Annotated in this window: 22 protein-coding genes and 1 other annotated feature; of the genes, 10 read left to right on the top strand and 12 right to left on the bottom strand. The window is 37.8% G+C overall.

The genetic code is table 11. The annotated features are described in order from the left end of the window. Positions 1-374 precede the first annotated feature (374 nt). From ACTQ45_RS08115 to ACTQ45_RS08125, 3 genes are all read left to right on the top strand, one after another. A complete protein-coding gene (locus ACTQ45_RS08115) occupies positions 375-1,658 on the top strand; it encodes an ABC transporter substrate-binding protein (protein ID WP_441763453.1) in 1,284 nt (427 codons plus the stop codon). 76 nt (positions 1,659-1,734) lie between these two features. Then, on the top strand, positions 1,735-2,664 hold the full coding sequence (locus ACTQ45_RS08120) for a carbohydrate ABC transporter permease (protein WP_441752738.1): 930 nt from the start codon (positions 1,735-1,737) through the stop codon (positions 2,662-2,664). Continuing rightward, the gene (locus ACTQ45_RS08125; protein ID WP_441752740.1) at positions 2,664-3,536 is read left to right on the top strand and encodes a carbohydrate ABC transporter permease; all 873 of its coding nucleotides are present in this window, start codon (positions 2,664-2,666) and stop codon (positions 3,534-3,536) included. The genes ACTQ45_RS08120 and ACTQ45_RS08125 overlap by 1 nt, the downstream gene beginning before the upstream one ends. A gap of 398 nt (positions 3,537-3,934) precedes the next feature. On the opposite strand, the gene ACTQ45_RS08130 is transcribed toward ACTQ45_RS08125, so the two are convergent. Continuing rightward, the gene (locus tag ACTQ45_RS08130; protein WP_441763454.1) at positions 3,935-6,472 is read right to left on the bottom strand and encodes a glycosyl hydrolase; all 2,538 of its coding nucleotides are present in this window, start codon (positions 6,470-6,472) and stop codon (positions 3,935-3,937) included. A 597-nt stretch (positions 6,473-7,069) separates the two neighbouring features. Between ACTQ45_RS08130 and ACTQ45_RS08135 the strand changes: the two genes are divergently transcribed. Together ACTQ45_RS08135 and ACTQ45_RS08140 are read left to right on the top strand one after the other, a co-directional pair. Continuing rightward, a complete protein-coding gene (locus ACTQ45_RS08135; RefSeq protein ID WP_441763455.1) occupies positions 7,070-7,948 on the top strand; it encodes a DegV family protein in 879 nt (292 codons plus the stop codon). Between the two features lie 200 nt (positions 7,949-8,148). Beyond that, on the top strand, positions 8,149-9,255 hold the full coding sequence (locus ACTQ45_RS08140; protein WP_441752742.1) for an Ldh family oxidoreductase: 1,107 nt from the start codon (positions 8,149-8,151) through the stop codon (positions 9,253-9,255). A gap of 72 nt (positions 9,256-9,327) precedes the next feature. On the opposite strand, the gene ACTQ45_RS08145 is transcribed toward ACTQ45_RS08140, so the two are convergent. Next, entirely contained in the window at positions 9,328-9,810 is a 483-nt protein-coding gene (locus tag ACTQ45_RS08145; protein ID WP_441752744.1) for a hypothetical protein, read from the bottom strand. A 373-nt stretch (positions 9,811-10,183) separates the two neighbouring features. Here ACTQ45_RS08145 and ACTQ45_RS08150 point away from each other — a divergent pair, with 373 nt between their 5' ends. Further along, entirely contained in the window at positions 10,184-10,759 is a 576-nt protein-coding gene (locus ACTQ45_RS08150) for a GNAT family N-acetyltransferase (RefSeq protein WP_441752746.1), read from the top strand. 182 nt (positions 10,760-10,941) lie between these two features. Here ACTQ45_RS08150 and ACTQ45_RS08155 read toward each other — a convergent pair whose 3' ends face one another. Beyond that, positions 10,942-11,259 carry a PTS cellobiose transporter subunit IIB gene (locus tag ACTQ45_RS08155; protein ID WP_441752748.1) on the bottom strand — a complete coding sequence of 106 codons (318 nt, stop codon included), beginning with the start codon at positions 11,257-11,259 and terminating at the stop codon, positions 10,942-10,944. Positions 11,260-11,465: 206 nt separating this feature from the next. Between ACTQ45_RS08155 and ACTQ45_RS08160 the strand changes: the two genes are divergently transcribed. Further along, a complete protein-coding gene (locus tag ACTQ45_RS08160) occupies positions 11,466-11,939 on the top strand; it encodes a GntR family transcriptional regulator (RefSeq protein ID WP_441763471.1) in 474 nt (157 codons plus the stop codon). 329 nt (positions 11,940-12,268) lie between these two features. On the opposite strand, the gene ACTQ45_RS08165 is transcribed toward ACTQ45_RS08160, so the two are convergent. Continuing rightward, positions 12,269-13,015, bottom strand: a complete 747-nt coding sequence (locus ACTQ45_RS08165) for a sugar phosphate isomerase/epimerase family protein (RefSeq protein ID WP_441752752.1) — start codon at positions 13,013-13,015, stop codon at positions 12,269-12,271. A gap of 233 nt (positions 13,016-13,248) precedes the next feature. Here ACTQ45_RS08165 and manA point away from each other — a divergent pair, with 233 nt between their 5' ends. Further along, positions 13,249-14,202 (top strand): mannose-6-phosphate isomerase, class I, encoded by a 954-nt coding sequence (manA, locus tag ACTQ45_RS08170; protein WP_441763456.1) that lies wholly within the window; start codon positions 13,249-13,251, stop codon positions 14,200-14,202. 64 nt (positions 14,203-14,266) lie between these two features. On the opposite strand, the gene ACTQ45_RS08175 is transcribed toward manA, so the two are convergent. The 4 genes from ACTQ45_RS08175 to ACTQ45_RS08190 form a co-directional block, all read right to left on the bottom strand. After that, positions 14,267-15,481 carry an MFS transporter gene (locus ACTQ45_RS08175; RefSeq protein ID WP_441763457.1) on the bottom strand — a complete coding sequence of 405 codons (1,215 nt, stop codon included), beginning with the start codon at positions 15,479-15,481 and terminating at the stop codon, positions 14,267-14,269. 212 nt (positions 15,482-15,693) lie between these two features. Continuing rightward, complete coding sequence (locus tag ACTQ45_RS08180) at positions 15,694-16,494, bottom strand: APH(3') family aminoglycoside O-phosphotransferase (protein ID WP_441763458.1); 801 nt, start codon at positions 16,492-16,494, stop codon at positions 15,694-15,696. Between the two features lie 85 nt (positions 16,495-16,579). Further along, a complete protein-coding gene (locus ACTQ45_RS08185; protein ID WP_441763459.1) occupies positions 16,580-17,134 on the bottom strand; it encodes a GyrI-like domain-containing protein in 555 nt (184 codons plus the stop codon). Positions 17,135-17,144: 10 nt separating this feature from the next. Continuing rightward, positions 17,145-18,647: a DUF1295 domain-containing protein gene (locus ACTQ45_RS08190; RefSeq protein ID WP_441763460.1), complete on the bottom strand. Its 1,503-nt coding sequence runs from the start codon at positions 18,645-18,647 to the stop codon at positions 17,145-17,147. A 402-nt stretch (positions 18,648-19,049) separates the two neighbouring features. Beyond that, positions 19,050-19,302: a binding site (T-box leader), on the top strand. 59 nt (positions 19,303-19,361) lie between these two features. On the opposite strand from ACTQ45_RS08190, the gene ACTQ45_RS08195 reads away from it, so the two are divergent. Beyond that, positions 19,362-20,564, top strand: a complete 1,203-nt coding sequence (locus tag ACTQ45_RS08195; RefSeq protein WP_441752763.1) for an argininosuccinate synthase — start codon at positions 19,362-19,364, stop codon at positions 20,562-20,564. Further along, positions 20,565-21,899, top strand: coding sequence for an argininosuccinate lyase (gene argH, locus ACTQ45_RS08200; RefSeq protein ID WP_441752765.1), 1,335 nt, complete (start codon positions 20,565-20,567; stop codon positions 21,897-21,899). A 139-nt stretch (positions 21,900-22,038) separates the two neighbouring features. Here argH and ACTQ45_RS08205 read toward each other — a convergent pair whose 3' ends face one another. The 4 genes from ACTQ45_RS08205 to ACTQ45_RS08220 all read right to left on the bottom strand — a co-directional run bounded on the left by ACTQ45_RS08205 (position 22,039) and on the right by ACTQ45_RS08220 (position 25,537). After that, positions 22,039-22,611 carry a xanthine phosphoribosyltransferase gene (locus ACTQ45_RS08205; RefSeq protein WP_441752767.1) on the bottom strand — a complete coding sequence of 191 codons (573 nt, stop codon included), beginning with the start codon at positions 22,609-22,611 and terminating at the stop codon, positions 22,039-22,041. A 244-nt stretch (positions 22,612-22,855) separates the two neighbouring features. Then, positions 22,856-23,113 carry a RidA family protein gene (locus ACTQ45_RS08210; protein WP_441763472.1) on the bottom strand — a complete coding sequence of 86 codons (258 nt, stop codon included), beginning with the start codon at positions 23,111-23,113 and terminating at the stop codon, positions 22,856-22,858. 367 nt (positions 23,114-23,480) lie between these two features. Then, complete coding sequence (locus ACTQ45_RS08215) at positions 23,481-24,518, bottom strand: Gfo/Idh/MocA family protein (RefSeq protein ID WP_441752771.1); 1,038 nt, start codon at positions 24,516-24,518, stop codon at positions 23,481-23,483. Positions 24,519-24,568: 50 nt separating this feature from the next. Continuing rightward, positions 24,569-25,537: a sugar phosphate isomerase/epimerase family protein gene (locus ACTQ45_RS08220; RefSeq protein WP_441752772.1), complete on the bottom strand. Its 969-nt coding sequence runs from the start codon at positions 25,535-25,537 to the stop codon at positions 24,569-24,571. Between the last annotated feature and the right edge of the window lie 28 nt (positions 25,538-25,565).

Genomic DNA, 25,565 nt, shown 5'->3' on the forward strand with positions numbered 1-25,565 from the left:
TTTCAAGAAAATTATTTTTCTCTCAATTTCGAAATGATTATATCTCGAATTTTAACGATTGTCAACTCATTTCGATCTTTTTCGATAATCCAAATGCTATTCTCTCGAATTAAAACTAATTATATCTCGGTTTTGAACTAATATCAAGGGGATTATCACTTACCCAATTATGTCTTTTTTAAAGCCTGAAAGTTTCCAAAGTGTCAAAGTCGGCCATTCAGTATGATAGTGCTTCAAATGTTAATGATCCTTAAACGAGCCACATTTTGTTAGCGGTAACAATATTTACGAAAACGATTGCATAATTCTATCGTTAAGTTATAATATAGTTGTAAATGGTTAAGTAGTAAAAACATTTTTAAGGAGGAATTTTAATGTCAAAATGGTTTAGTAAGTTGACGAAAGTCGCTTTATCAGCAGGTTTGTTAGCAACAATGGGTGGGGCTACAGTTCAAGCCGCTTCAGATGATGCAAATGCATTCACTCTTTATTCAAATAAAAGTGAAACGCAAGAAGCCTTGACTTCATACGCTGCTACTTGGGGCGAAGCAAATGGTGTAGATGTAACAATTAAAGTATGTTCTGGTGCTTGTTCATTAGGTGATCAATTGAAAGCAGATTTTACAGCTGGTGAAGGTCCCGATGTTTTCGTTATTGAAGGACAAAGCGGTTACGATTTATGGGCTGATATGTTACAACCTATTTCTGGTGAATGGGTAGACCAAACTGAATTTGAATATATTCAAAATGACGAAGTGTTCGGTTTCCCAGTGTCTGTTGAAGGCTATGGTTTAGCATATAACGCTGATTTATTAGCTGAAGCAGGAATTGATCCTGAAACATTAAATTCTTTCGAAGCTTTAGAAGCAGCTTTTGCTGATTTAGATGCTCGTAAAGATGAATTAGGTTTAACTTCTGTAGTAGCTAATGCTACCATGGAAGGTGAAACTTGGATTATGGGGAACCATGACTTTAACGCATTCTTAGGTAACGGCTTAGCTAACGGTGACCGTACGGTAACTGAACAAGTTGTTGCTGGTGAAACTGATGCTGATCGTATAGCTGGTTACGCTGACTGGGTTGAATTATTATTCAACTACACAGACCCACAAATGTTAACAGTAGGAACACAAGATGACATGGATATTGCATTTGCATCTGGTCAAACTGCCTTCTTACACCAAGGTAACTGGAAAGACCCTAACTTAGCAGAATTAGAAGCTGACTTTGCAATGGGCTTCATTCCTTACCAAACATCACGTGAAGAGGCGGCTGACGGATTATTTATCGGTGCCCCATCTTACTACGTTGTGAACAAGGATACTGGTGCTTTAGATTCTATCAACAAATTCTTTGAAGATATGGTTGCAACGCCAGAAGGACAAGACTACATGGTTAATCAAGCAAATATGATTTCACCATTCGCGTCTACTGAAGAAACACCCTCTGCACCATTATCAGGTTTCTTAGCTGAATGGATTGCAGCAGAGAAAACAGTTTACTCATTTGACAACACTTACTTCATGCCAGATGGTTTTGGTATGAATAACTTAGGGCCAATCTACGGACAATTTGCTCAAGGAAATATTGATAAAGCTCAATTCATCGAGTTAATGACTACTGAAATAGCTAAAGTTCCTGAATTATTGGGTAACTAAGCAACTCGGTCAATGAAAAGCAGCTAACTGGGCAACCTAGTTCAGCTGCTTTTTACCTTTAGAGAGGAAGAATTTTATGGCAACAAAAGCTCCTAAAAAATTCAATCGAAATACTCGTGAAACACGAAATTTCGCGTTCTTAGTTGCTCCGGCAGTGTTTGTGTTTTTACTCGTGATTGCGATCCCTTTTATCTTAGGTGTATATTATTCATTCACCGATTGGGGGGGTATTACACAATCCAACACAAACTTTGTTGGCTTCGCTAATTATATTCAAAGTTTTACTGATACAAGGTTTCAATATTCATTAATGATCACTATCGTGTTCGCTATTATCAATGTTATTGTTATTAATTTAGTCTCCTTCGGACTCGCATTAATGGTATCTAGTGCGATTAAAGGTCGAAATTTTTATCGTGCTGGTTTCTTCCTGCCAAACTTAATTGGTGGGCTCGTGCTCGGTTATATCTGGCAATTTATCTATAATCAAGTATTCCCAGCTGTCGGTAGTACGATTGGTAGCGAATGGCTCATGACTAATTTGTTTTTAGGTAAACCAAACTTAGCTATGTCAGCTCTAGTCATTACGAATACTTGGCAGTATGCCGGTTATATTATGATGATTTATTTCGCTGGTCTCCAAAGCGTTCCAGAATCTTTATACGAATCTGCCTCATTAGATGGCGCTAATGGTTGGCATAAATTAATTCATATCACGATTCCAATGGTTATGTCATCATTTACAGTCTCACTATTCTTAACTATTAATAACTCGTTTAAAATTTTCGATGTGAATGTTTCTTTAACGGGTGGTGGCCCTTCTATCATGTGGCAAGGACAAGCTATTAAAGGAACTGAATTTATCACGATGAACATCTATAATACCGCTTCTGTTGAGAACCAATTAGCGCGTGGTCAAGCTCGAGCCGTTATTCTTTTCATGATATTAGTGGTCATTAGTTTGACTCAAACTACTTTAACTAAAAGACGGGAGGTTGAAATGTAATGAAAGCAAAAAAACGTGGCTTATTCGTCCTAGAGGTTGTTGCCATTCTGGCCTTCATTCTTTTCATTAGTCCTTTTTTCCTGATCATCATTAACTCAGCAAAATCCTCAAGAGAAATCCTGTTAAATCCACTAACGTTACCACAAGATTGGAGCGTTTTTATTGATAATATTGTGTCGATTTGGAATAATCCTTCCATCAATTATGCGCAAAGTTTTATTTCCTCGATTATCATCACGGTCGTATCTTTGTTAGTGATTACCTTAGTCGCTTCCTTGGCTGCATGGGGTTTAGTAAGGCGTAAATCAAAAATGTCTACCATCATCTTTTTAATGTTCGTTGCTTCGATGGTTATTCCATTCCAAGTAGTGATGTATCCATTAATCTCATGGTTTAGATTTTTACAGGAAAATGTCACTCAACCTCTGTTCAATTTTAACTTATTACGATCCTATTGGGGTGTTTTCCTCGCTTATGCCGGTTTCGGTATGGGAATGTCAGTCTTTATGTTTCACGGTTTTATCAAGTCAGTTCCAATTGAAATTGAAGAAGCAGCAGAAATTGATGGCGCAAATAAAATGCAAACATTTTTCTTTGTTGTGTTGCCATTATTAAAACCAATTACTGTAACAATCTTAATATTAAATGGAATTTGGATTTGGAATGATTACTTACTGCCTTTACTATTACTTGGTGTTGGAAATGATATTCAAACACTACCAATCGCAGTTGCCAACTTCGCAGGTTCGTATACTAAGCAATGGGACATGATTTTAACGTCCTCTCTAATGGTCATTGCGCCTGTTATTATCCTCTTCATTTTTGCTCAAAAGCATATTATGAAAGGTATGGTTGACGGCGCGATAAAATAGGGAATGGCTCCAATGGTTTCAGTGACATTTTCGAATAAATATTGTCACTGATAATTTTATTAATTCATAGTTCAAACCCTCTACACAAAAAACTGCCCTAAGGACTAATTTCACAGTCTTTAGAGCAGTTTTATTTCTCCTAGTTTATATTAATCAACTTATTGTCCTTTGAATTGAGTGATTCATATGAAAATTCTTTTTTTAATGCTTTCACCTATCGTTATGCCTAATGAAGGCTAGACGAAAACTTTTACTTTAAAATACTCAGCTTAATAAGCTAGCATAGTTGCCCCGAAAAACCTAAAATAATTTGTAAACTGAGGGTAACTATAAGAGCACTCAATAACTCCACGATTAATTATTCTATTCAGAAGATAATGGTATAAAATAAATATTTATCATTCCACTACGCGAATATTGTCTATGAGTAGCTCCCCTTCTCCAATATCACCACCAATATATAGAGCAAATTGACTGGCATCCGCTAAGCTATCGTTCGTAATCTTACTGTCTGGTTTATTTTCCCAGGGTGCAGCCACAAAATCCTCAAAAGGTAAAATCAATTCACCCTCAACGCCATCGGTCAAATCTATATAGCCTTCGTAACTCACATTACCTACTCTTATCTGAACGGTTAATTCTCGTTCTGGTGTTGGCTCAACTGATAACCATAACGAAATACCAGTCATATCTTGCCAATTCTGATTCAAGGATATTTGTTTACCTGCATACCCTTGAGTAGCAATGCTATATGCGTAGCTCAGTACATATTCACCTTCTATTCCTTTATCCTTCACTAGACTTAATTGAATCGGATCACCATTACTTGCATAGCTAGCATTCATTAAATTATCATCGCCAAAGTATATTTCAAAGTTATCAATCGTGTGTTTGTCCACCGTAAACTCAAATTGATTATAAAGCGTCACATTTTCAAGATAAAATTCATTCCAATTTTCAAGGTTTTCACCCACAACAGAGAAAGCAAGATTGCTCGTTTCCTCTGGTCGAATCATTGGAATCGTAAACGTAATGCGCTTAAATTCTTCACCATCAACTAAAATAGATTCCGCATTTTGAATAGACGTTACTGTCAGGCCGTCTCCAAATTTCCGTTCAAAGTCATAAGTCCATTGGCTAACTGCTTTAATATACTTCTCAGTAGCAGTAGAAGGTATGAGTATTGTTACTCCTATGCGATTAGTATCCTGGAGACTATTTTCATCTAGTCCTTCTAATTCTAGCTTCACTTCTTGCCAAGATTCACTTGCATCAAACTCATCAAATTGTACGTGTAGGCCGTTGGCTGTTTCTCTTAAACTAAGTTCCGAGTCACTTTCTGGATAAGTACCATTTGCCTTAACTTTTACCCTACTTACTTCATTCTGAAAGTCTAGTCGATCAATTACAACATCTTCTAAAGCAACATAATAATTAAAAGTTTCCTCGCTAATCAGCTCCGCGTCATCATAATGACGAATGGTCACCTCAATCTCGTCACCATTCAAATCAGACGTTAAAGGTAACTCTGCTTGGAAGATTGGATTTTCATACTTAAAATCGATTTCTCCATTTGTTACTCCTTCAATTTCTAAAGTTAATCTTTCTTTTTCTTTACCTATCCCCTTGAAAGTTATCATCGTTGTTTCTTTTGTTAGCACTTCTCCTGCAGTTGGTCGAATTGGATAGAGCACTGCATCATAAGGTATCACATCAACATTGACTTCACGGTTATAAATTCCTTCTAGATTCTGACTAAATAAAGTTAGTTCATCATTATAGAACTCTACGAAGTCAGGTAATAATTCATGATCACCACCTAAGTCGTCATTCACATCCCTATACGGAACAAACATATTGTCAGGGAAGCCAAAATTTGCCCAAGTTAACATATAGCTTATTTGCTTGGCTTGATCACTTTCTTGTATCGCATTGAATACACGTGTGTACCAATCCAGTACGTTGCCTGTTTCATTGATACCCTGTGGACTATACCCAAACTCCGAGAATACAGCTACCTTTTGATAATCATTTGCTATATCGACCACCATCTCCAAATTAGTGACTAGTCCGTCTAACCAACTCTCAGAACCTGCATCGTCTTTTTGATCATAAGAATCTATGCCCACAATATCAACATAGCTCTCACCAGGAAATGTAGTCAAATACTCTTCCTTATCACCTGTTGCACCAGAATTAGGTGAAAAAACGTATAAGAAGTTATGTACATCTTTTACATCACGCAAGTATTCTACTGTAAAACGAAATAAGCTTTTGTACTGGTCTGGTGATGTTGAGCCAGATCCCCACCAGAACCAAGAGCCATTCTGCTCATGAAAGAGTCGTAACAGAATCGGTATTGACTGCCCCTCTTCATCAACTGACTTCTCAGCAACCATTGCAATACGGTCAAGCCATTCTAAATACTCCTGATGGTGACTACCTCCAGGTAGTATTGCATCAACAACATTTCCCCCAGTGTCATTAAAATTACCGCCTGTTACAAAATTATGAGGATGAGTACTCAACGTAATAATAGCCCCCAGATTATGTGCTTTTTGAAAAGATGCCACCGTATTCAGAATACTCTGTTCAATATCTCCTTCAATTCCTGGTTGTTCAAAACCGTCAATACTTAATGTATCCCAACCGAAAACAGCTGGATAATCGCCAACAGCGTTAAATATCTCTGACTCCTCACTGGCCACACGCGGTCTTTCACCAAGCAACGTTAATCCTTCATCAATCGCATGTTGTTGACCAAACATGATTTTCTCACTTTCCATCAACTCTCTTAGATAATCATAGAGTTGTCTGGTTTCTTCCGTCGCGTCAACATCTACCAAGCGAAATTCCTCTTCTTGAGCAACAACAAGCCTTGAATTCCCCCCTAATACAATTAAAAACATACAAAGCAGCACTAATTTTTTTCGCATTAAACACCAATCCTTCCTGTTTTTGTAATCGCTTTCCGAATAAAGTATATACTAACTTAATTTAAAATCAATACTTTATTTGAAATTAGTTAATTTATACTGATTAAACTTTTAGATGCTGGGACTTTCAAGTCTGTTGTGCTTAATTAAAAGTCATTCATCATTTTTAAAACATCCGCCTATAGAAGCGTCCATTATTATTAGTAAAGTTCATTAATCCATCGACTATTCTAAGCGTCAGTTTAGTATTCAGTAATTAAATGTTCACCAAGTTGTTGAAAATAAATGGTAAAATAGTAACTTAATTATCTGATTTTTTATGATAAAAAGAGCTGTATTCTCATTAATTATTAGAAGACAAGGGCCTTCTATTCCTAAAAAGTTTGAATGGCATCGCATGAAACAGCACCTTAAATACCATTTTTAATCAGACTAGCAAAAGTATAACTTGGTGCTTCAATCAGGTATTGATAACAAACACTTTACTAGTTACTTCACTAAATACATACTTTTTCTCTAGATTTAATAAAAGTGATTTTTAGATGCCTAAATTATATGGTATTTTAGATTTACTTAGTGAGAGAGAGGAAGAATTTTATGAAAGCTGCTATAATTGTCGACAGCACGGCAGGCTTATCTAAAGAAGTTACAGATATTCCTGGTATATTTCAGTTATACTTGAGTACGATTTTTGACGACGGGACTGTGTTTGTTGACACAGCTGATGACGAGCTAACACAACAATTTTATGATCGAATGACCACCGAAGATGAATTACCGAAATCATCTCAGCCTGAGCCAAAACAAGTCTTCGACATATTTGATCGAATAATCGCGGAGGGGTATGACACAGTCTTTGGATTATTCTTGTCTGAAAAAATCAGTGGGACTTATCAAACAGTGAAGTCGTTATCTAGAGAGTATGAAGATAGATTAAACATTCACCTCATTGATACAAAAGTCACTTCCTTTGTATTGGAAGCTATGACACTTAATCTTGTGGAATTACTCAATCGTGGCTTAAAGCCAAATGAGATTACCGAGCAGCTGAATGACTTATTAACTCAATCAGTCTTTTACTTTGCACCTGAGACACTGACTAACCGCGTGAAAGGTGGCCGCTTAAGTTCCCTTAGTGGCTTATTAGGAAATTTATTAAGTATTAAACCTCTGATAACAGTGAGCCAAGCAACTAACGGGGAAGTCCATGTGACGGAAAAAGTTCGCTCAATGAAAAAAGCCATCAATCGATTATTCTTCTTAGCCAGCGAAGCAATTGATCAGTATCCCAATCATGCTTACATTACAATTGGTCACACGGGTGCGCCGACGGATGCTCAAACATTATGCGATCGTATTCTAGAACAATATCCACGTTGTTCTGTACGAGTTGGTTTTATTACGCCTGTGTTAGGGACTCATGGCGGTCGTGGGGCCATTTCAATCAATGTTGCACCGCTTCTAGAAAGTATTTAAAAATTTGCATTCTATTATTTACACGCCAGAACAAGTGTTTCATCATCACTTGTTCTGGCGTTATTTTTGACTTAATTAAGTGGAGAAAGGTTTGAGAAAGGTTTGAGATAACTTTCACGATTTGTTCTTGTTTTTAAGTATCTAATATGCTACCTTTACACTATAGGAAGCGGTTACAAATTTTAATAGGAGGAATTTAGATGAGTCAAACATTTACTGTTGAGTGGCAATGGATTACCGACTTTGTCAATAAAGTCTTTATGAGCTATGGAATACCGGAAGAAGACGCAAAAATATGTACAGATGTACTACTCGCATCTGATCGTAAAGGAATCGAATCGCACGGGGTCAACCGTTTTAAACCAATTTATCTCGATCGTATTAGAGATGGCATTCAATCTCCTGAAACGACATTCGAAGTGATTCGAGAAACAGCTACAACTGCCGTGGTTGATGGTCATGATGGTATGGGGCAAGTCATTGCTTATAAAGCAATGCAAATGGCAATAGATAAAGCAAAAGAATTTGGTATGGGAATGGTCGCTGTAAGAAACTCAACTCATTATGGCATTGCAGGCTACTATACAGAGATGGCTGCTGAGGCTGGCTGTATTGGTATGACTGGTACAAATGCACGTCCTTCAATTGCACCGACTTTTGGCGTTGAAAACATGCTAGGAACGAATCCTTTAACTTTAGGCTTCCCAACGGATGAAGAGTTTCCCTTTTCATTAGATTGTGCCACTTCCATCAGTCAGCGCGGTAAAATCGAATACTATGCTCGTGTTGGCCAAGATACACCGGCTGGCATGGTAATTGGGCGAGATGGCCAGGCAATGACCGATTCACCAGCTATTCTAGAGGCGCTAGTGAATGGCGAGGCAGCTTTGGCTCCTTTAGGCGGGATTGGTGAGGAGTTAGCTGGTTATAAAGGTTATGGTTTTGCTACCTTCGTTGAAGTTTTATCTGCTGCTTTACAACAAGGCAATTTCTTGAAAATGTTGACGGGAATTGGTGAGAATGGTGAAAAGCAGAAATTTCATCTCGGGCATTTCTTTATCGCGATTGATACTGAAGCATTTATGGGCTTAGAAAGCTTTAAAAAAACAGCTGGTGAAATATTACGTGCCCTACGTGCTTCTGAAATTGCACCAGGAGAAAAACGCATTTACACTGCTGGTGAAAAGGAATATCTAATTTGGCAAGAACGTAAGGAAAAAGGGTTACCTTTAAACGAAGCCGTTCAAAAAGAATTAATGGCGATTCGTGACGATTTAGGTTGGGAAGATAAACTCCCCTTCGAATAAAATATTATCATTTATTAAAAAAACAGCGCCCACCTTGTAATGCTTAGTGGACGCTGTTTAAAATTGTTCCCCTTATTGGTAAACCGATTGATAATACTTTCCTGGCAAAGTCCCTGCTTCATTCATCAAGACGACGACGCCTTCAATTTCTACCTCTTCACCTAAAGCTTTTGTCATATACTTGATTCCAGTCATCGCAATTTCGTGTTCCTCAAAGGGTGATCCTGTAATATTAATCCCATTTAAATACCATGAGCCTTTACTACAGATAGCTTCTTCAGGATATTTAATAATCGTTGAAACGACTAACTTCGAAGGGAAAATCAACAAAGTATCTACTTCAAACTCCATATTGTGTATTTGGAAAAATTGATTCGTTACTAATTCGTACTCTATCTCATGGTTAGAGAACTCTTTTTTAAACATCTTGTCGTACTCAAGTTGACCTTCATAGCGAGCTTCAAGAAGTTGTAATCTCAATTGACAATCTTCACATATCTTACGATGTTCTTTCTTCTCTAATAATACCTCATGTTCCATTGTTTTATTACGCATATTTTTTCCTCCAAAATTGTTATTGTGAGATTTTTCTCTCTATCTATAAATACGCAAAAAAGGACGAAATATGCTTTTTTATTTGAACTTTTCCTATACCAATATCTCATAGTTTACAACGCATTTAATAACTTAAAGTAATGATTACTTAGAGTGTTATCTAACAACCTTTTACTTTCTCGCTGTTAAATGACTAACAAAATGATTGACTCAGTTAAAGTTTAGCAACCAGATGACAAATTGAATGATTTACTTAAATACTACCTGAAATTTACACTAAATTAATGTTTATGTATTGCTAATTTTCTAAACTTATTTATAATAATTTGAGGACAATTGTATTTGATAGTTATCTGAATAAGGGGGGATTATTATGGTGTTTACCATGACAACAACAACAACAACAGTTATAAGAGAAGCAATGCTTAGTGACGCAACAAAAATCCAGGAGATTTACATGCCGTATATATTGGAAACACCCTATAATCTTGATACTCTAATCCCTACGCTCGACGCTTTGCAAACAAGAATTCATCATGCATCAACCAAGTACCCTTTTCTTGTGGCAGAGCATAATCAAGAAGTGATTGGCTTTATCTATGCTAGTAGTTTTTATGAATACGGATTCAAAGATGCTTGCTTATTGAGTATCTATGTTTCGAATAATACTGACGTACGTGGTGTGGGAAAATTACTGTATGATCACCTAGAAGCACTACTTATTTCAAATGGTATGCATTACATTGTTTCTTCTATTGTAGAAGATAATACGCGCAGTATTAAATTTCATCAAAAACAACACTTTATTGAATTTGTTCGCTTTCCAGAATTAGTGACGAAACATAATCGCTTCTACACTATTGTATGGATGGCGAAATCTTTAGAACCAGCCTTAGAATATATTTATTTACCTAGCGTGGTTAATGAACAAGAACTGATTAGTCGCTAAAAATAAAAAAACAAGCACGCTCCCTTCTCAAAAATGCTAAAGGGGCGTGCTCGTTTAACGTTCATTCAATTTATTTATTACCTGTTCATTAGGTAGCTTTAATCTAATGTATTATTCAAACAGTCATTGATAGTCTATACTATAGACACAACTAAATTATACCGGCCTAATGTGTCACTTATCTAATGCTGAATGCTCTCGATAAACGCACATAAAATTTCGGTACCTTTTCCATTTGCTACGTAAGCTTGAGCAGGAAGGATTTCAATCGCTTTTCCCCGCTTAAGGGCTGATTTAGAAAGTTCATCAAAATATTGACGCGTCTGCGGACTCACAAGATATAAATCATACTCATCACTTGCGATAGATTTAATACCAGCCATTACACTTGAGGATTTAACAATCGTTTCGATTGTTTGGTTATGAAAATGCTCTGTAGCCTTCTTCGCAATTAAAGAAGAAGATATTCCAGCAGCACAAATAATAAGAATTTTTTTCATCTCGAACTCCTTTGCTTGGCTCGTGCCCAAAGGTTGAGCAACGAGCAGTATAAATTAAAATATGCTATGATTCTATTATACTTTATTCATATTAATATGGTAGCACTAAATAAAAAATAATGGATGTAGATAATAAGGTGGACTGATATAATGCCAAAACACCGAGAGATAGCCAATGCTATTCAATAATATATTTTAGAAAAACAATTAAAACCAATCAACAACTCCCTATCATGGTTGATCTGATGGAACATTTCAACGTGAGTAATAGTACGATTATTAAAGCTCTTGAGTCATTAGAAATTAAAGGGATGATTTATCAAAGACGTGGGAGTGAGGCATTTGTAAGAGCGCCTAAAATACCTTCATATATCAACTTAGTGCATCAATCAGGAACCGATAAAGAAAAACAGGACTTTACTATTTCTCAAAACGTCATTGGTGTGACTATGATTCAAGCCGTTGAGGAGATTTCTCACAACCTTTTAATAGATGAAGGGAACTCTGTTTTTAGAGTTAAGCGTGTCTCCAGCATAAATAGACAAAATTCTGTATATGAGACATCTTATTATAATGCCAGTGTCGTTCCTTATTTAGATGATGAGGTTGCTCAACAGTCTATTTTTGAGTATCTGAAAAGCAAATTAAAGTTTAAATTTGCTTTTACTGATACGCTTTAAAACCAACTAAACCTACTAAACACGTTGCAAAGTACTTAGAACTAAACAATCCTGATAAAATCCTTCCACTTTGAAGATGTTTATCATTTATCCGATGGCTCACCGATTGTTTATTCGAATAGGTACTATAGTCCCGACAGAACCAAATTTTATAGTTATGGAAATCGTATTGAACCATTAGTGGTTCATTACCAAATAAAAAAGAGTTCGCATCCAGTTAAGGGCTTTAGCATCCTTGCTCGAGACGAACTCTTTTTATTACGGGGCATTTTACTGTAAAAAGCTGTCTGTGTGATGAGGACAGTACGATTCTTGTTTTAGTGTATGATTTATAAAAGTGCTTTTAAATTTGTGTAATTAATAGCCGCACTTTCCATCGGTGTCAGTGTTTGGAATGCTTCTTGCTCGACGATTAACCATTCTAGACCTTGTCTGTGCGCAAAGTCGATATAGTTTTTAAGTGGTAAGATTCCAGAACTAATCTCTGTACTTTCGAAGCCATCCTCTGTTTCTTTCATTTCTTTAATATGAAGTAATTCAACTTTATCTGCATGATTTTCCAACCATTTGATAACTTCGCGATCAGCATATTTTAACCAGTAAGTATCGACTTCTAATAAGAGATTTGGTAAGGCTTTAGTCATTTCGTCAATGACATCTACGCCTTCAATTGTAGTAAATTCATGAGCATGATTATGATAGAGTAATTTAAATTCATCCTTTGGTAATTTCTCTTGGATTTCACGCAAGCTTTCAAAATGCGCTTGCCACTCTTCTAGAGTCTCCCCTTCCATAAATGGTATGACAAGTCTTGTGTTGCCAATTTTTCTTTCATAAGCGATCGTTTCTTCAAAGTTATTTTTAAAAGCTTCGTAAGGTATATGAGATCCAGCTACCTCTAAGTTTAACTCGTTTAATAAGGCTTTTAGCTCTTCAGCTTCCATGCCATAATAACCAGCAAACTCCACGCCTTCGTAACCCATTTCTGAAACTTTTCTTAATGTACCCGGAAAATCTTTCTCACAATCATCCTGGATGCTCCATAGTTGTAAAGCAATGTTCATTTGTTTTGTCATTCAAGTACTCTCCTTTAAAATATTTACTGTTCATTTTCTGCTTAGAATTTTGCCGCCAACGGAATGTAAGCGCTAAAATGAATAGTTAAGATAATTATAACGTAAATGTTCTATAGTGTCTTCATTAACTGTCTAAATTTAGCTTATCGTATGAATGTTGGCTATTGTCGCCTACTCTATGATAAAATAACTTTATAGTTATTCAATTTTTTAACAGAAAGCAGGCGATTTTTTTGCAACCAATCTTTTTAAAACCTGTCCTACAGGAGAAAATTTGGGGCGGCTCTAAGCTCCAAACACAGTTTAATTTAGATCTGCCAAATGATTCAATTGGTGAAGCGTGGTGCATTAGTGCGCATCCCCATGGTGTTTCGACTGTCACGACACCTTCTGAGTATCAAGGCTTAGGTTTAGATGAGCTGTATGAGAACCATCCCGAACTGTTCGGTGAAAATCATCCAACACCTTTCCCCTTATTGATTAAAATTTTGGATGCGAACGATGACCTCTCTGTGCAAGTGCATCCCGATGATAGTTATGCAAATGAACATGAAGGTGAAGGCGAATTAGGTAAAACAGAATGTTGGTATATTATTTCGGCTGAACCTGGTGCGTCCATTGTGTATGGTCACCACGCACACAGTCGTGAGGAGTTTGAAGCGATGGTTGAAGCTGGAAATTGGGATGGCTTATTACGTCGCATTGAAGTTAAATCAGGAGATTTCTTCTATGTTCCTCATGGAACGATTCATGCGATTGGCGCTGGCATTGTGATTTTGGAAACTCAGCAAAATTCAGATACAACTTACCGTGTTTATGATTATGACCGCCGCGATAATAAAGGTAACCTACGTGACTTACATATAGCACAATCTGCGGATGTCACTCATTTCCCACATCAAGATGCTGATACGACTGTAACGATTCAAAAAGATCAACAATCTACGGAAACTCACTTACTTTCTAATGAATTTTTCAGTGTTTATAAATGGCAAACAGCAGGTAAATTAACAATTGATTTAGCAAAAGATTATTACTTAGCAACCGTTGTTGATGGATCAGGCGAATTGATTATCGATGGTCAAGGCTATTCATTAAATCTTGCGGATTCATTTATTTTGCCTCATGGTGTAGATAAAATTGAACTGTCAGGAACAATGACAATTATCGCTTCTAATCCAGAATAATAAAAAAACCAACGAGACCCATCACGATAGTGAAGTGAGTTGTCGTTGGTTTTTATCATTTAATTTATTTAATTGCGTGTGCTTTGCGTTTTTGAGGATAGATTAAACCAAAGAAATAAGCAATTACACCTAAAAGACTCATGATGATACAGAAAAACAGGCCGTATTTCACATCGTAGCGATTAATCAACCAACCTCCAATTAAACTCCCAAAAACACTTCCTAGTGTATGAGCCGTCGTCACAAGCGATTGGCCTTTTACTTTATCTTCAGCAGCCATTTCTTGGTTCACATAATATACGGAAGACACAATATAAAGTCCGAAAGATAGAATTTGAAACACCTGTGCAAGATAGACGCCACCTACGGTCATGGCTGTAAAGGTTAAAGTTGTTTTCACAAAAAAGAAAATCCCTGTGACCATCATTAAAACTCTGCTTGGTACGTAACGATTAATTCGCGTAAAGAAAATCATGATCGGCATTTCTGAAATAGCTGCTAAGGCGATTGCATTCCCCATGTTTTCAGTATTGCCCCCTACGTTTTCGACAATTTGGAGCATAAATAAATTGATAAAATTATGACCGATAAAAAAGCAAAATGAACCAAAGACAATGTATTTGAAATGGGCATACTTTTTAAAGAAGGAATCTTCCGTTGCTTTCAAAGCAACTTCTACTGTATTCAGTTTGACATTATCAATGTGTTGTAAAAAAAGTTGTTGTAAATAGTGCTTGAATAGGTGACGAAGCATAAATAAATATAAGCTATAGCCTATTATCGCCATCATCAGAATACTGTTATGGCCCATACGAGTAATCAAAATGCCCAGTATCGTAGACGTTACCGCAAAGGCTGCACTTTCGACCGCGCGACACACCCCATAATTCAGTTGAAAGCCATTATTCATTAAGAACACACCTGTTGCACTCATAAACGGCATTAAAGTAGCTTGTAGCATTAAAACAAGTGTATACATAATTGCAACTAGTAAGAAGATTTTCTGAGCAAAAAACAAGCCAATTAATAAAGCTAAGCTGGGAATTACAATCATGACATTGACATGAACTAGATTTAAACGTACGCTTCTATCCACTTTACCTCCTAGCCAAGGTTGGATAAAACTAGCTAATAGATTGGCTAATGACGTTACCATTCCTATTTGAAACTCATCAAAACCATTTGCAACTAAAAAAACCACACTATATGCTGTTACCGATCCCATAACAACATCATAGCTTCCCATTAACCCTGCAAACCTGACATTTAATTTTTTCACATGCCACCACCTTATTCAATCATACTCATTAAAAGTATCATATCATTTAATCAACAAAATAGTTCAGATTCCTTCATAATATTCTTCGTTATTCAACTAATCTTTGTGTATTTCGAGATAAAAAAACACACATCATTTTATCAGTAGAGCCTAAATATCCAGGCCCCGATAAAATGTGTGTCTTAATTATGTCGGATTTTTCTGGTTTGTAATTAAAACAATTCATCTAGCAGTCGATAATAATTGATTTTATCCCAATCCGGCGTTATTTCCAAATAAGTAAATAATTCAAACGCATCAGCTTCTGCCACTTGATAGTCATCATAGACACCAGCAAAATTATGTTTCAAGCTGCGATAAGCTAAAGCGATATCTTGATACCTATCAGCAATCCCTGCCCTGCCTAAATCAATGTAGCCACTGACACGGCTCACATCATGACTAAAGAATACGTTTGGCAAGCAAAAGTCACCGTGTGAGAAAACTAAGTCTTCCTTAGGTTGATTTGCTTCTAACCATATTAACAAAGCCATTGGATCCGTAATGCCATTCAGACCGAAGCTCTTTGCTTCCAGTTGGTGTATATCCACCCTATTTTGTCGAATGTTGCTTCTTGCTTGGTCCAATTTATTCTTTAGGCTTTGGTCACTTGGGCATGAGTTTATGTCTAAGTCCCACAGTTGTTTTAAAGCCTTTGCTAAGGCTTGCATTAGTTGCTGGGGCTGTTGCCTTACGCTAGGTTCTGCTGCTGATAGGCCATTCAAACGTTCCATTAAAACAAAAAGTTGCTGATTCTTGTGTTCGACTTCAATGATTTTAGGCACTGGCAATTTACCTGGTAACCACTCTTGTAGCATAGTTACCTCATTGTCGGCTTCAGCGGAGAGAGGTGAGATTTTCAAGACAAACTTTTCAGTCATTAATATCGTTGAATCGGATAAACCGATCTCATCTAGCTTAAACTGTTGATCACGTAAATGGTTTCGAATTTTCTTTGGAATCACGATTGACATGTTGTCATCTCTTTTCTTTGGCTTTTAGCCTTAAGGTCGTTTTGTACTTTTCTGGTGGGACGCGGCGTGGATCACAAATATAAATTTATCGGTGAACGTATTGATCCATAATCCACCGGCTCTCGAGCCCTCGTTCGGCCATAAAGTCTTCCATGACAGCAAAACTGGCTGCTTCTTCGTCATAAGGGCCATGGTACATCATTTGAACCACCTTGCCTTCTGTGTAGCTTTCAAAAGCAACTTCTTGAATAAACGCATTATCCGTTTTTTTGAGACTTTCTGCTTGTGCCAGGATAAAGTCTTCTTCAGTGATTTGATCCGGTTGTCGTATCATCATCTTATAAACAAAAACTTCCTTATTTAGCGGTCCATTCAAGTCATAATCCTCCTGGGTCCATAGTCCTTCAAGTGGATAGACTGTATACTCAAAAGCTTCCCCAACTAGTTCGCCTCGCTTCAGTTTGAAACTTAAATTATATGCTATTGGATATAGAGCGGCGATTCTTTGAGTATAGTCATCTCGATTGGGATTACCAACGCCTGTAATTGTAATGAATTTCATCTCAGGAATCTCAAGGATGATTGGTTTAGTCTTGCCTAGATAAATTTCTTTTTCAGCTTTACGCCATTCATGTTTCATCGTGCTACTTCTAATTAGTTGCTTTATTTTGCAAATTTTCTGGTTTCACTGAGTTTGAATCTTCTTCAAGCTTCTCAGCCACTATTTCTTCAGAAACTTCTTCTTCAGCTGACATCCGTGAGTCTTTTTCATTAATATCTTCTTTGACCAAATCACTATCAAAGGTATCAACTGTTAGTTCATCTGTATGAGCGACTGCTTCATGGGACAAAGGCTCATTCATTTCTGCTTTGATAATTTCGTCATCTGTTAGAATGGATTCGAATAATGCATCATTCTCAGTCGCAATCGTATCTCCTTCCAGTTCGTAAGAAACAGCTAGTATTTCCTTTTCGGTCTCTTCAGCTTCTTCATCCGCTTCAACTAATGCATTTGTTTCAGTCAACTCTCCTTCAAAAACTGGCTCCGTTTCATCAACAGACGTTAGATCAGCTTGCGCCACTGAAGCTAGGTTTTCAGTTGGAATATCTTCTTTAAACCATTCTTGATCAGTCGTATCTTCAACGACACTTGACTCATTTGAGTAATCTGTGGGCGTTGTTGATGTGACAGCCGTTTCTTCTGTTTGAACCTCACCCAGTTGTCTATCCGTCTCGTCAACGCGAGTCTCATCTTTTTTACGAGAATCTTTAGCTTTTTTCGCTGCAGACGACACTGCACCCGCGGATGCTTTTGTCATCTTAGAAAGACCTCTTCCTAAGCCTCTTGCGATACTAGAGAAGCCACGTCCAATTTGAGCTGAGAATGGTAAGAATTGTGAGGTTTTGCGGGTATAATCTTGTAGGTCTTCACGTTCTTGGTACTCTAACTCACTGCTGGAACGACTGGCTAAATAAGTAGCGAAGAGTGTCATCATAATCGGACTTAAAATGCCAAGTAAATTATTCCAGTCGACAATTGAAATAAGGTAGATCCCCCACCAAACAACGGCCGTTCCAAAATAGTGCGGATGACGAGACACTCGCCATAAGCCTTTAGTCAACATTTGTCCTTCATTTTCTGGTTTCGATAAAAACTTCTTCAATTGAACTTCCGAGCCTATCTCGAACAACATACCAAGTGCCCATAAAGCAACACCTAAATATTGCCACCAACGAAGCACTTCTTGAGAGTCTAAGAAACCAATACTTAAAATCATCGAAACGACGTAATAAACTAGTAGTGGCACAACAACTAAAACTAAGACTGCTTTAAGTCCAGATAATTTTCCTTCCCAAGCTTCTCGAAGTCTTCTGTATCGACTACTTTCTGATTTATTCCAAAAGAGTGTGTATAAGTTAAAAGCCAATCTTACCCCCCATATTGTTACGGTTAATACTAACAATCGACGGTAAATTGACTGCGCCCCGAATAGTAAAAAACTAGTCCAAACGACGAATACAAGCGATAACGGCCACCCAATCTCGAGTAAGGAATAATTCTTTTTCCTAAAAGCATAAAAAGACCATCCTAGAATAAACACCAATAAAACCAAGGCATTATAAGTAAACAATGTACTAACTCCGGATATCATAAAATCTCCTCCTAAATATTTTCGTTTGAACATATTTTAGCGCTTTCTTATAACTCATTTTAGCACTTCTAACTTTTTAAGTAAAAATAATTCCTCTTCTTTTTAGAAACCTTCGCAGAAAAAAATGATTTTAATTTTCTAAAAAACTGAGGGCCGCCCCTTGCCCAATTTAGGGCTTCCTCTTATTTAATCAGACAGCTGACCAACATAGATCAATTGGGCGATTAATATGAGACTGTTACTTAACTTGATTTTGGTGGACCCAACTTTAACTTCTTGGGCGGATTCACGGTCAGTTTTATGAATAAACGCTTAGGTTATTTGAGTAAAATGAAATTATTCTCATTTTTGTGTTGACATTCCCTTCCAACCAGTCTAATATACTAATCATAATTTAATATTAAAATATCGATGATGAAGAGAGTAAGTTCGAAGTAACTCACAGCGAGTTGGGATAGAGTGGAAGCCCAATGTGTAACTAACAACCGAAACGCACTTCTGAGATGGAGAGACAAAATTTGAGTAGTCTCTTCCGCCTTCAAGCGTTAAGACAATGAGTTGGATTCGCCTTATTAATTATTTAATTATTTAATTATTTAATTGGGCCGATCAAATAGAGTGGTACCGCGAGCATATAATATGACCCGTCTCTTAGTTAAGAGGCGGTTTTTTTGTATTTAAAAATAGATAAAGAAGATAAGGGAGCGTTATAAAATGGTAAAAGAAAAAATAGTTCTAGCATATTCTGGTGGTTTGGACACGTCGATTACAATTCCATGGTTAAAAGATAATTATGATAGTGAGATTATTGCAGTCTGTGTGGATGTGGGTCAAAAAGAAGATTGGGATCTAGTCGAACAAAAAGCGTTGGCTTCGGGTGCAGCAAAATTTTATAATCCGCATGTGAGTGATGAATTTGCGGCTGATTTTATTTATCCAGCAGTGGCGGGCAATGTTAAATATCAAGGGACCTATTTATTAGGGACTGCCTTAGCTCGTCCATTAATTGCCAAAAAGCTAGTTGAAATCGCCCATGCTGAGGGGGCTTCAGCCATCTGTCATGGTTGTACAGGCAAAGGCAATGATCAAGTTCGTTTCGAAATGGGAATTGCGGCTTTTGATAGCGAGATGACCATCATAGCGCCCTGGAGAATCTGGGATATTAAATCACGGGAGGATGCGATTGATTATGCTACCTTAAAAGGCGTGCCAATCACATCAACCAAAGAAAAGATTTACTCAGAGGACGAAAACTTAATGCATATTTCTCATGAAGGTGGCAATATTGAAGCACCTGAAAATGCCGTCAATTATGCAGATATTTTACATATTACAGCGGCACTTGAAGATACACCCAATGAAGCTGAAATTGTGACGATTGAATTTGCCCAAGGTAATGCGATTGCCGTCAATGGTGTGTCCATGACGCCTTTCGAGGTAGTTGCTGAATTAAATGCTTTAGGCGGCAAACACGGCATTGGCGTGTTAGACTGGATAGAAGACCGGACGATTGGTATGAAATCGCGTGGTATTTATGAAACGCCTGGGGCGACCATTTTGATGGAAGCTCATCAACGATTAGAAAGTTTAACGCTAACCAAGGAAACAATTAAAATCAAACAACATATTTCGATGGAATATGCTGAATTAATTTACAATGGCCAATGGTACTCCCAAGCTAACGAAGCCATTCAAGCTTTTATCACCAAAACCCAAGAAACAGTTAGCGGAACAGTGGCTTTAAAACTATTCAAAGGAAACCTATTGCCGCATGGTTTATCATCGCCTTATGCCCTATTCGACCAAGATGTCAGTGGCTTTGGTGAAGACGATTTATTCACACATCATGATGCACAAGGCTACATCAATGTTATTACGTTACCTACAAAAATTCAGAAAAGAAAAGGATTGATTTAAATGGCACAACTTTGGGGCGGACGTTTTCAGAACACAGCATCTGAACTGATGCAGTCTTTCAATGAATCTTTCTCCTTAGATAAACGTTTGTGGCACGAAGATATTACGGCTAGTATTGCACATGTCACGATGTTAGGTGAAGCTCACATCCTTACCACTGAAGAAAGCACGGCTTTGGTGAAGGCTTTAAACAGCCTTCACACTGACATTGAAGCTGATCCTGCGATTCTTTCTGGCCCTCATGAAGATATTCACAGCTTTGTTGAAGCCAAAATGATTGAAGAATTAGGTACAGTTGGTAAAAAGATGCACACTGCCCGCAGTCGAAACGACCAAGTCGCAACCGATATGAAGCTCTATGTGAAGCAAAGCTTAACTCATTTAGCCTCTCTCATCCAACAGATGATGGAGACTTTCACTAGTAAAGGCGCGTCACTAGCAGATGTATTAATGCCAGCCTATACCCACTTGCAAAGAGCTCAAATCGTGCCCTTCTCCTATGTGCTAGATGCTTATGTGGCGATGTTCGAACGCGATTACGCCAAAATTAACAGCGCCTTAGCTTCAATGGACGAGAGTCCACTAGGTGCTGGTGCTTTAGCTGGCACAACCTATGCGATTAACCGTGAGCGCACGGCTGAACTCTTAGGCTTTAGCGGTGGCCCACAAAGAAACTATCTCGACAGCGTTAGTTCACGTGACTTTATTATCGACGCCCTCGAATGCTTTGCCAGTACGATGATGCATATGAGTCGTTTTGCCGAAGATTTTATCATCTACTCTTCGCAAGAATTTGGCTTTGTAGAGTCTTCGGATTCCTTTGCGACCGGCAGTAGTATGATGCCACAGAAGAAGAATCCAGATGCATTAGAACTGGTTCGTGGTAAATCGGCTAAAGTCATTAGTCTTCTTAATGCTATGTACACGACCATGAAGGGTCTACCTTTGAGCTACAACAAAGATATGCAAGAAGATAAGGCCATTTACTTCGAGGCTCTAGATACAACCGTTGCTTGCGTGCAAATTCTAACGGGTGTGGTTGAAGAGTTGCAGGTGAACAAAGATCGTCTGCAAGCGACGATTCATGAAGGCTATCTTAACGCAACAGAATTAGCTGATTACCTCGTTAGAAAAGGTATTGCCTTTCGTGAAGCGCATGAAATCGTCGGTGCAATGGTTCTACATGCCATCAATGAAGATAAGCAACTTCATGAACTATCGCTTGCTAGCATGTTGACTTTCTCACCAGAAATCACTGAGGACATCTTCGATGCACTGAATCCTGAAACGATTCTCAATCAAGGCATCAAAGCAAATATGTGGCATAAAAACTAATCCACCATCAAAATAGGACCCCAATCAGTCTGGCAACGCCAACTAATTGGGGGCTTATTTTGACTGCTATAAATTACCTTAAACTCTTTCATGTAAAACAACTCTCTTGCATCCTGCAAAAGAGTTCATCGTTTACTTTCTAAAGGAAGGTTACTTTGCCGTCTTCTAAAGACTGAATACGACAAATTGAAAATACATCAATGCCCTTATCTTCTAATAATTGTCTGCCTGGTTGAAATGACTTTTCAATACAGATGCCCACTCCTACTGTTTGAGCCCCTGCTTGTTCAACTAAATCGACTAAACCTAGGGCTGCTTGACCATTCGCTAAAAAATCGTCGATGATTAATACCTTGTCAGAAGCTGATAAGTAATCCTTCGAAATTAGTACATTACTTGTCACATTTTTCGTATAACTATGAACCGGTGTCACATATTGATCTTGTTTGATTAAAGTTGAAGGTAATGCTTTCTTAGCGAACAGCATCGGCACTCCAAAATGATGGGCGACTAATAAAGCCGGTGCAATACCTGATGCTTCAATCGTAAACACTTTAGTTACTTTTTCATCTTTAAAATAGTGATAAAATTCTTTCTCAATTTCTTCAATGACCACTGGATCAATTTGGTGGTTTAAAAAGGAATCCACTTTTAACACATTGTTCGGAAAAACTTCTCCATGTTCAATAATCATTTCTTTCAAATAACTCATCTTTACACTCCTAATCACGCTCAAGTATTCTTATTATAAGTGACTGTCGATGATTTACAATTGAATTGCGTATGAAATGCTACGAGGTAAAGTCCAACGTTCGACTTTCAGTGTGTTGAGTCAAACGTAATATTTGAAACTTATTCTTTACTTGCGATGACCTCATTATAACTAAGCCGACCATTGGTAAAGCACTGACTTGGAATGCACTACGTGCCGGATAAGCTTGCGAAAACTGTTCAGCTTAAATCGTGTTTACGGCTGCAAAGTTATTGATGTCAGTTAGAAACACCGTCACTTTAATAACATTTTTTAAAGTTAATTTCGCTTCTGATAGGAGATAGTTGATGTTTTTTAAAGCTTGGCGTGTTTGAACTTCCACTTCTTCTATTGCGCTTGTTACTTGATTGCTTCCAAGTTGGCCAGATAAGAATACCATTTGACCTGTAGCGATTGCTTGTGAATATGGTCCAGCGGCTTCTGGTGCATTGGTTGATTTGATTTCTTCATGATAATGCTCCTGTCTATTGAATTTTTTAGCATAGTGATGCTTCTTTAGGCTTGTTCTTTATCGCAGATAACACCTCTCTTCTGAAAATACTGAGTGTAGTCTAATTTTTGGTATGTAGACATAGAAGCATAATTTTTTAGCATTTGCTTTTGCTTGATTCATTTTGGTAAGCCCGATATTGAAATATGATTATAAATTTCGTGGGCTCGCGAAAGTCGCCAGGATGTCTGGGCCATGTTTCACATCATGGCTCAAGTCGCGACGATGTAAGCTTACACAGATTTTTTTAATAGTCTCTTCCGCTATAATATACAAAAAACTTGCTACAAAACCTCTTTGGTTTTGTAGCAAGTCTCGTTTATTTCACTTTTGCTGCTTCAAAAATATCTTCAATTAATTGCATAACACGGCGAACTTCTGTATTCTTCACAATTGGCTCAGCATTGTCGCGAACAACATGATAAAAGTTGCGGTAGAAGTCATCGTATTCAGCTTCAGCTTCTGGAAACTCAAGAAATTCAGTTGCCTCTTCAGATGGCGGAGCCATTGTTTTCGTTAAGCCAACGCCTGCTTGAATTGGTGTCGGTGCCGCTATATCAGTACGACCTGTCGCACGAACGATTTCTCCATTTAAGTTCCAATCGTGAATTGTCGCACTTCCTTCGACGCCTTGAATGTACCATCTTGGTAAAGTGGTAAAGTTTGTTGTTCCAACTTCAACCACAGCACGCACGTCGTTTTCAAATGTAATGTACGCTAGGAAACCGTCATCAACTTCGTCACCTAGTACATAACTCAAGTCAGCATGAACGTTTTTGACTTCACTATCAACCATCCATAATAACTGATCGAGTAAGTGAACGCCCCAGTCTAACAACATACCGCCACCGTGAGCTTCTAGATGACGCCAGTCGCCTGGAATTCCGTTGGCGCCTTGGACACGTGATTCTATTTTAAATAAATCGCCGATGGTTTTATCTTGATATAAACGGCGAATAGTTAGAAAATCTGGATCCCAACGACGATTTTGATGAACCATAAATACGCGACCAGTCTCTTCAGCCACCGCTAGAATTTCGTCCAGCTCAGCCACATTCATTGTCACTGGTTTTTCACAAACCACATGTTTACCGGCACGTAAAGCCGCAACCGCTAAATCTTTATGAGAATCGTTAGGTGTAGCGATTAATACCGCATCCACTGATTCATCTGCCAAGACAGCTTCATAACTTTCATAAGCCTTATGACCTAATGTCTCAGCCGCCAATTGACGGTTTGAATCAATATCGTAAGCTCCCACTACTTTTAACAAACCTTTTTCGTGTGGAATTAAAGAGTTGGCATGGTATGCCCCCATTCCCCCATACCCCACAACGACAAAATTAATTACTGACATAAAATCCCCCTAAACAGATTTATTCCTAATAGTGACTTGTAAAAAAAACGTTATGCCCACCACATCTCAGCAGGTTTATCGTTAATCATGATTGAACGTAAGTTAGTAATCGCACGATTTAGGCCTTCATCAATTGACATGATTGGGTCTTCGTGTTCAATACTTAACACATAATCATAACCATAAATACGTAACGCTGAAATCATATCTGACCAGTCTTGTAAACTATGTCCACAACCTACTGAACGGAAAGTCCAAGCACGAGTCTTAACATCAGAGTAAGGTTGCATGTCAGTTAAACCATACATATTAATATTATCTTGGTCTAAGTAAGTATCTTTAGCGTGGAAGTGATTAATTGCTCCCGCTTCACCTAAAATCTTGATGGCAGCAACAGGATCAATGCCTTGCCACCATAAGTGAGAAGGGTCAAAGTTACAACCAATCGCCTCTCCAGCACCGTCACGTAATTTCAACATTGTATAAGGTGTGTGAGCTAGAAAGCCTCCGTGTAATTCGATGCCAATCTTAACACCCGCAGCTGTTGCGTCCGTGTTAATACTTTTCCAGTAAGGTATTAATTTCTTATCCCACTGATAGTTATAGTTATCATCGTACTCTGTTGGCCAAGGTAACACAGGCCAGTTCACTTGTGTATCAGTAGCGTTACCGCCAGATACACCCGAGAAGCCGTTAACTACTGGTACATTCATTAATGACGCTAATTTAATTGTTTTGCGTAATAATTCATCCGCTTCTGTTGCGACTGATTGAATCGGTGAAATGGGATTGTTGTGTGCACTTAAAGCTGAAATTTCTAAACCTTTGTCTGCTAATTTCGCTAAATATTCACCACGTGCATCGCTACTTGCTAATAATTTATCAATATCCAAGTGAGCGTTACCTGGTGAACCACCTGTTCCAATTTCAACCGTTTGTAGTCCCTTGCATGCAACAACGTCAATCATCTCTTCAAAACTTAAGTTATTGAATAATGGTGTAAATACGCCTAGTTTCATTCAAATCCCTCTTTCTAATAATAGTTTC

This window comes from Fundicoccus sp. Sow4_D5, from assembly GCF_052116365.1.
Lineage (GTDB): Bacteria > Bacillota > Bacilli > Lactobacillales > Aerococcaceae > Fundicoccus.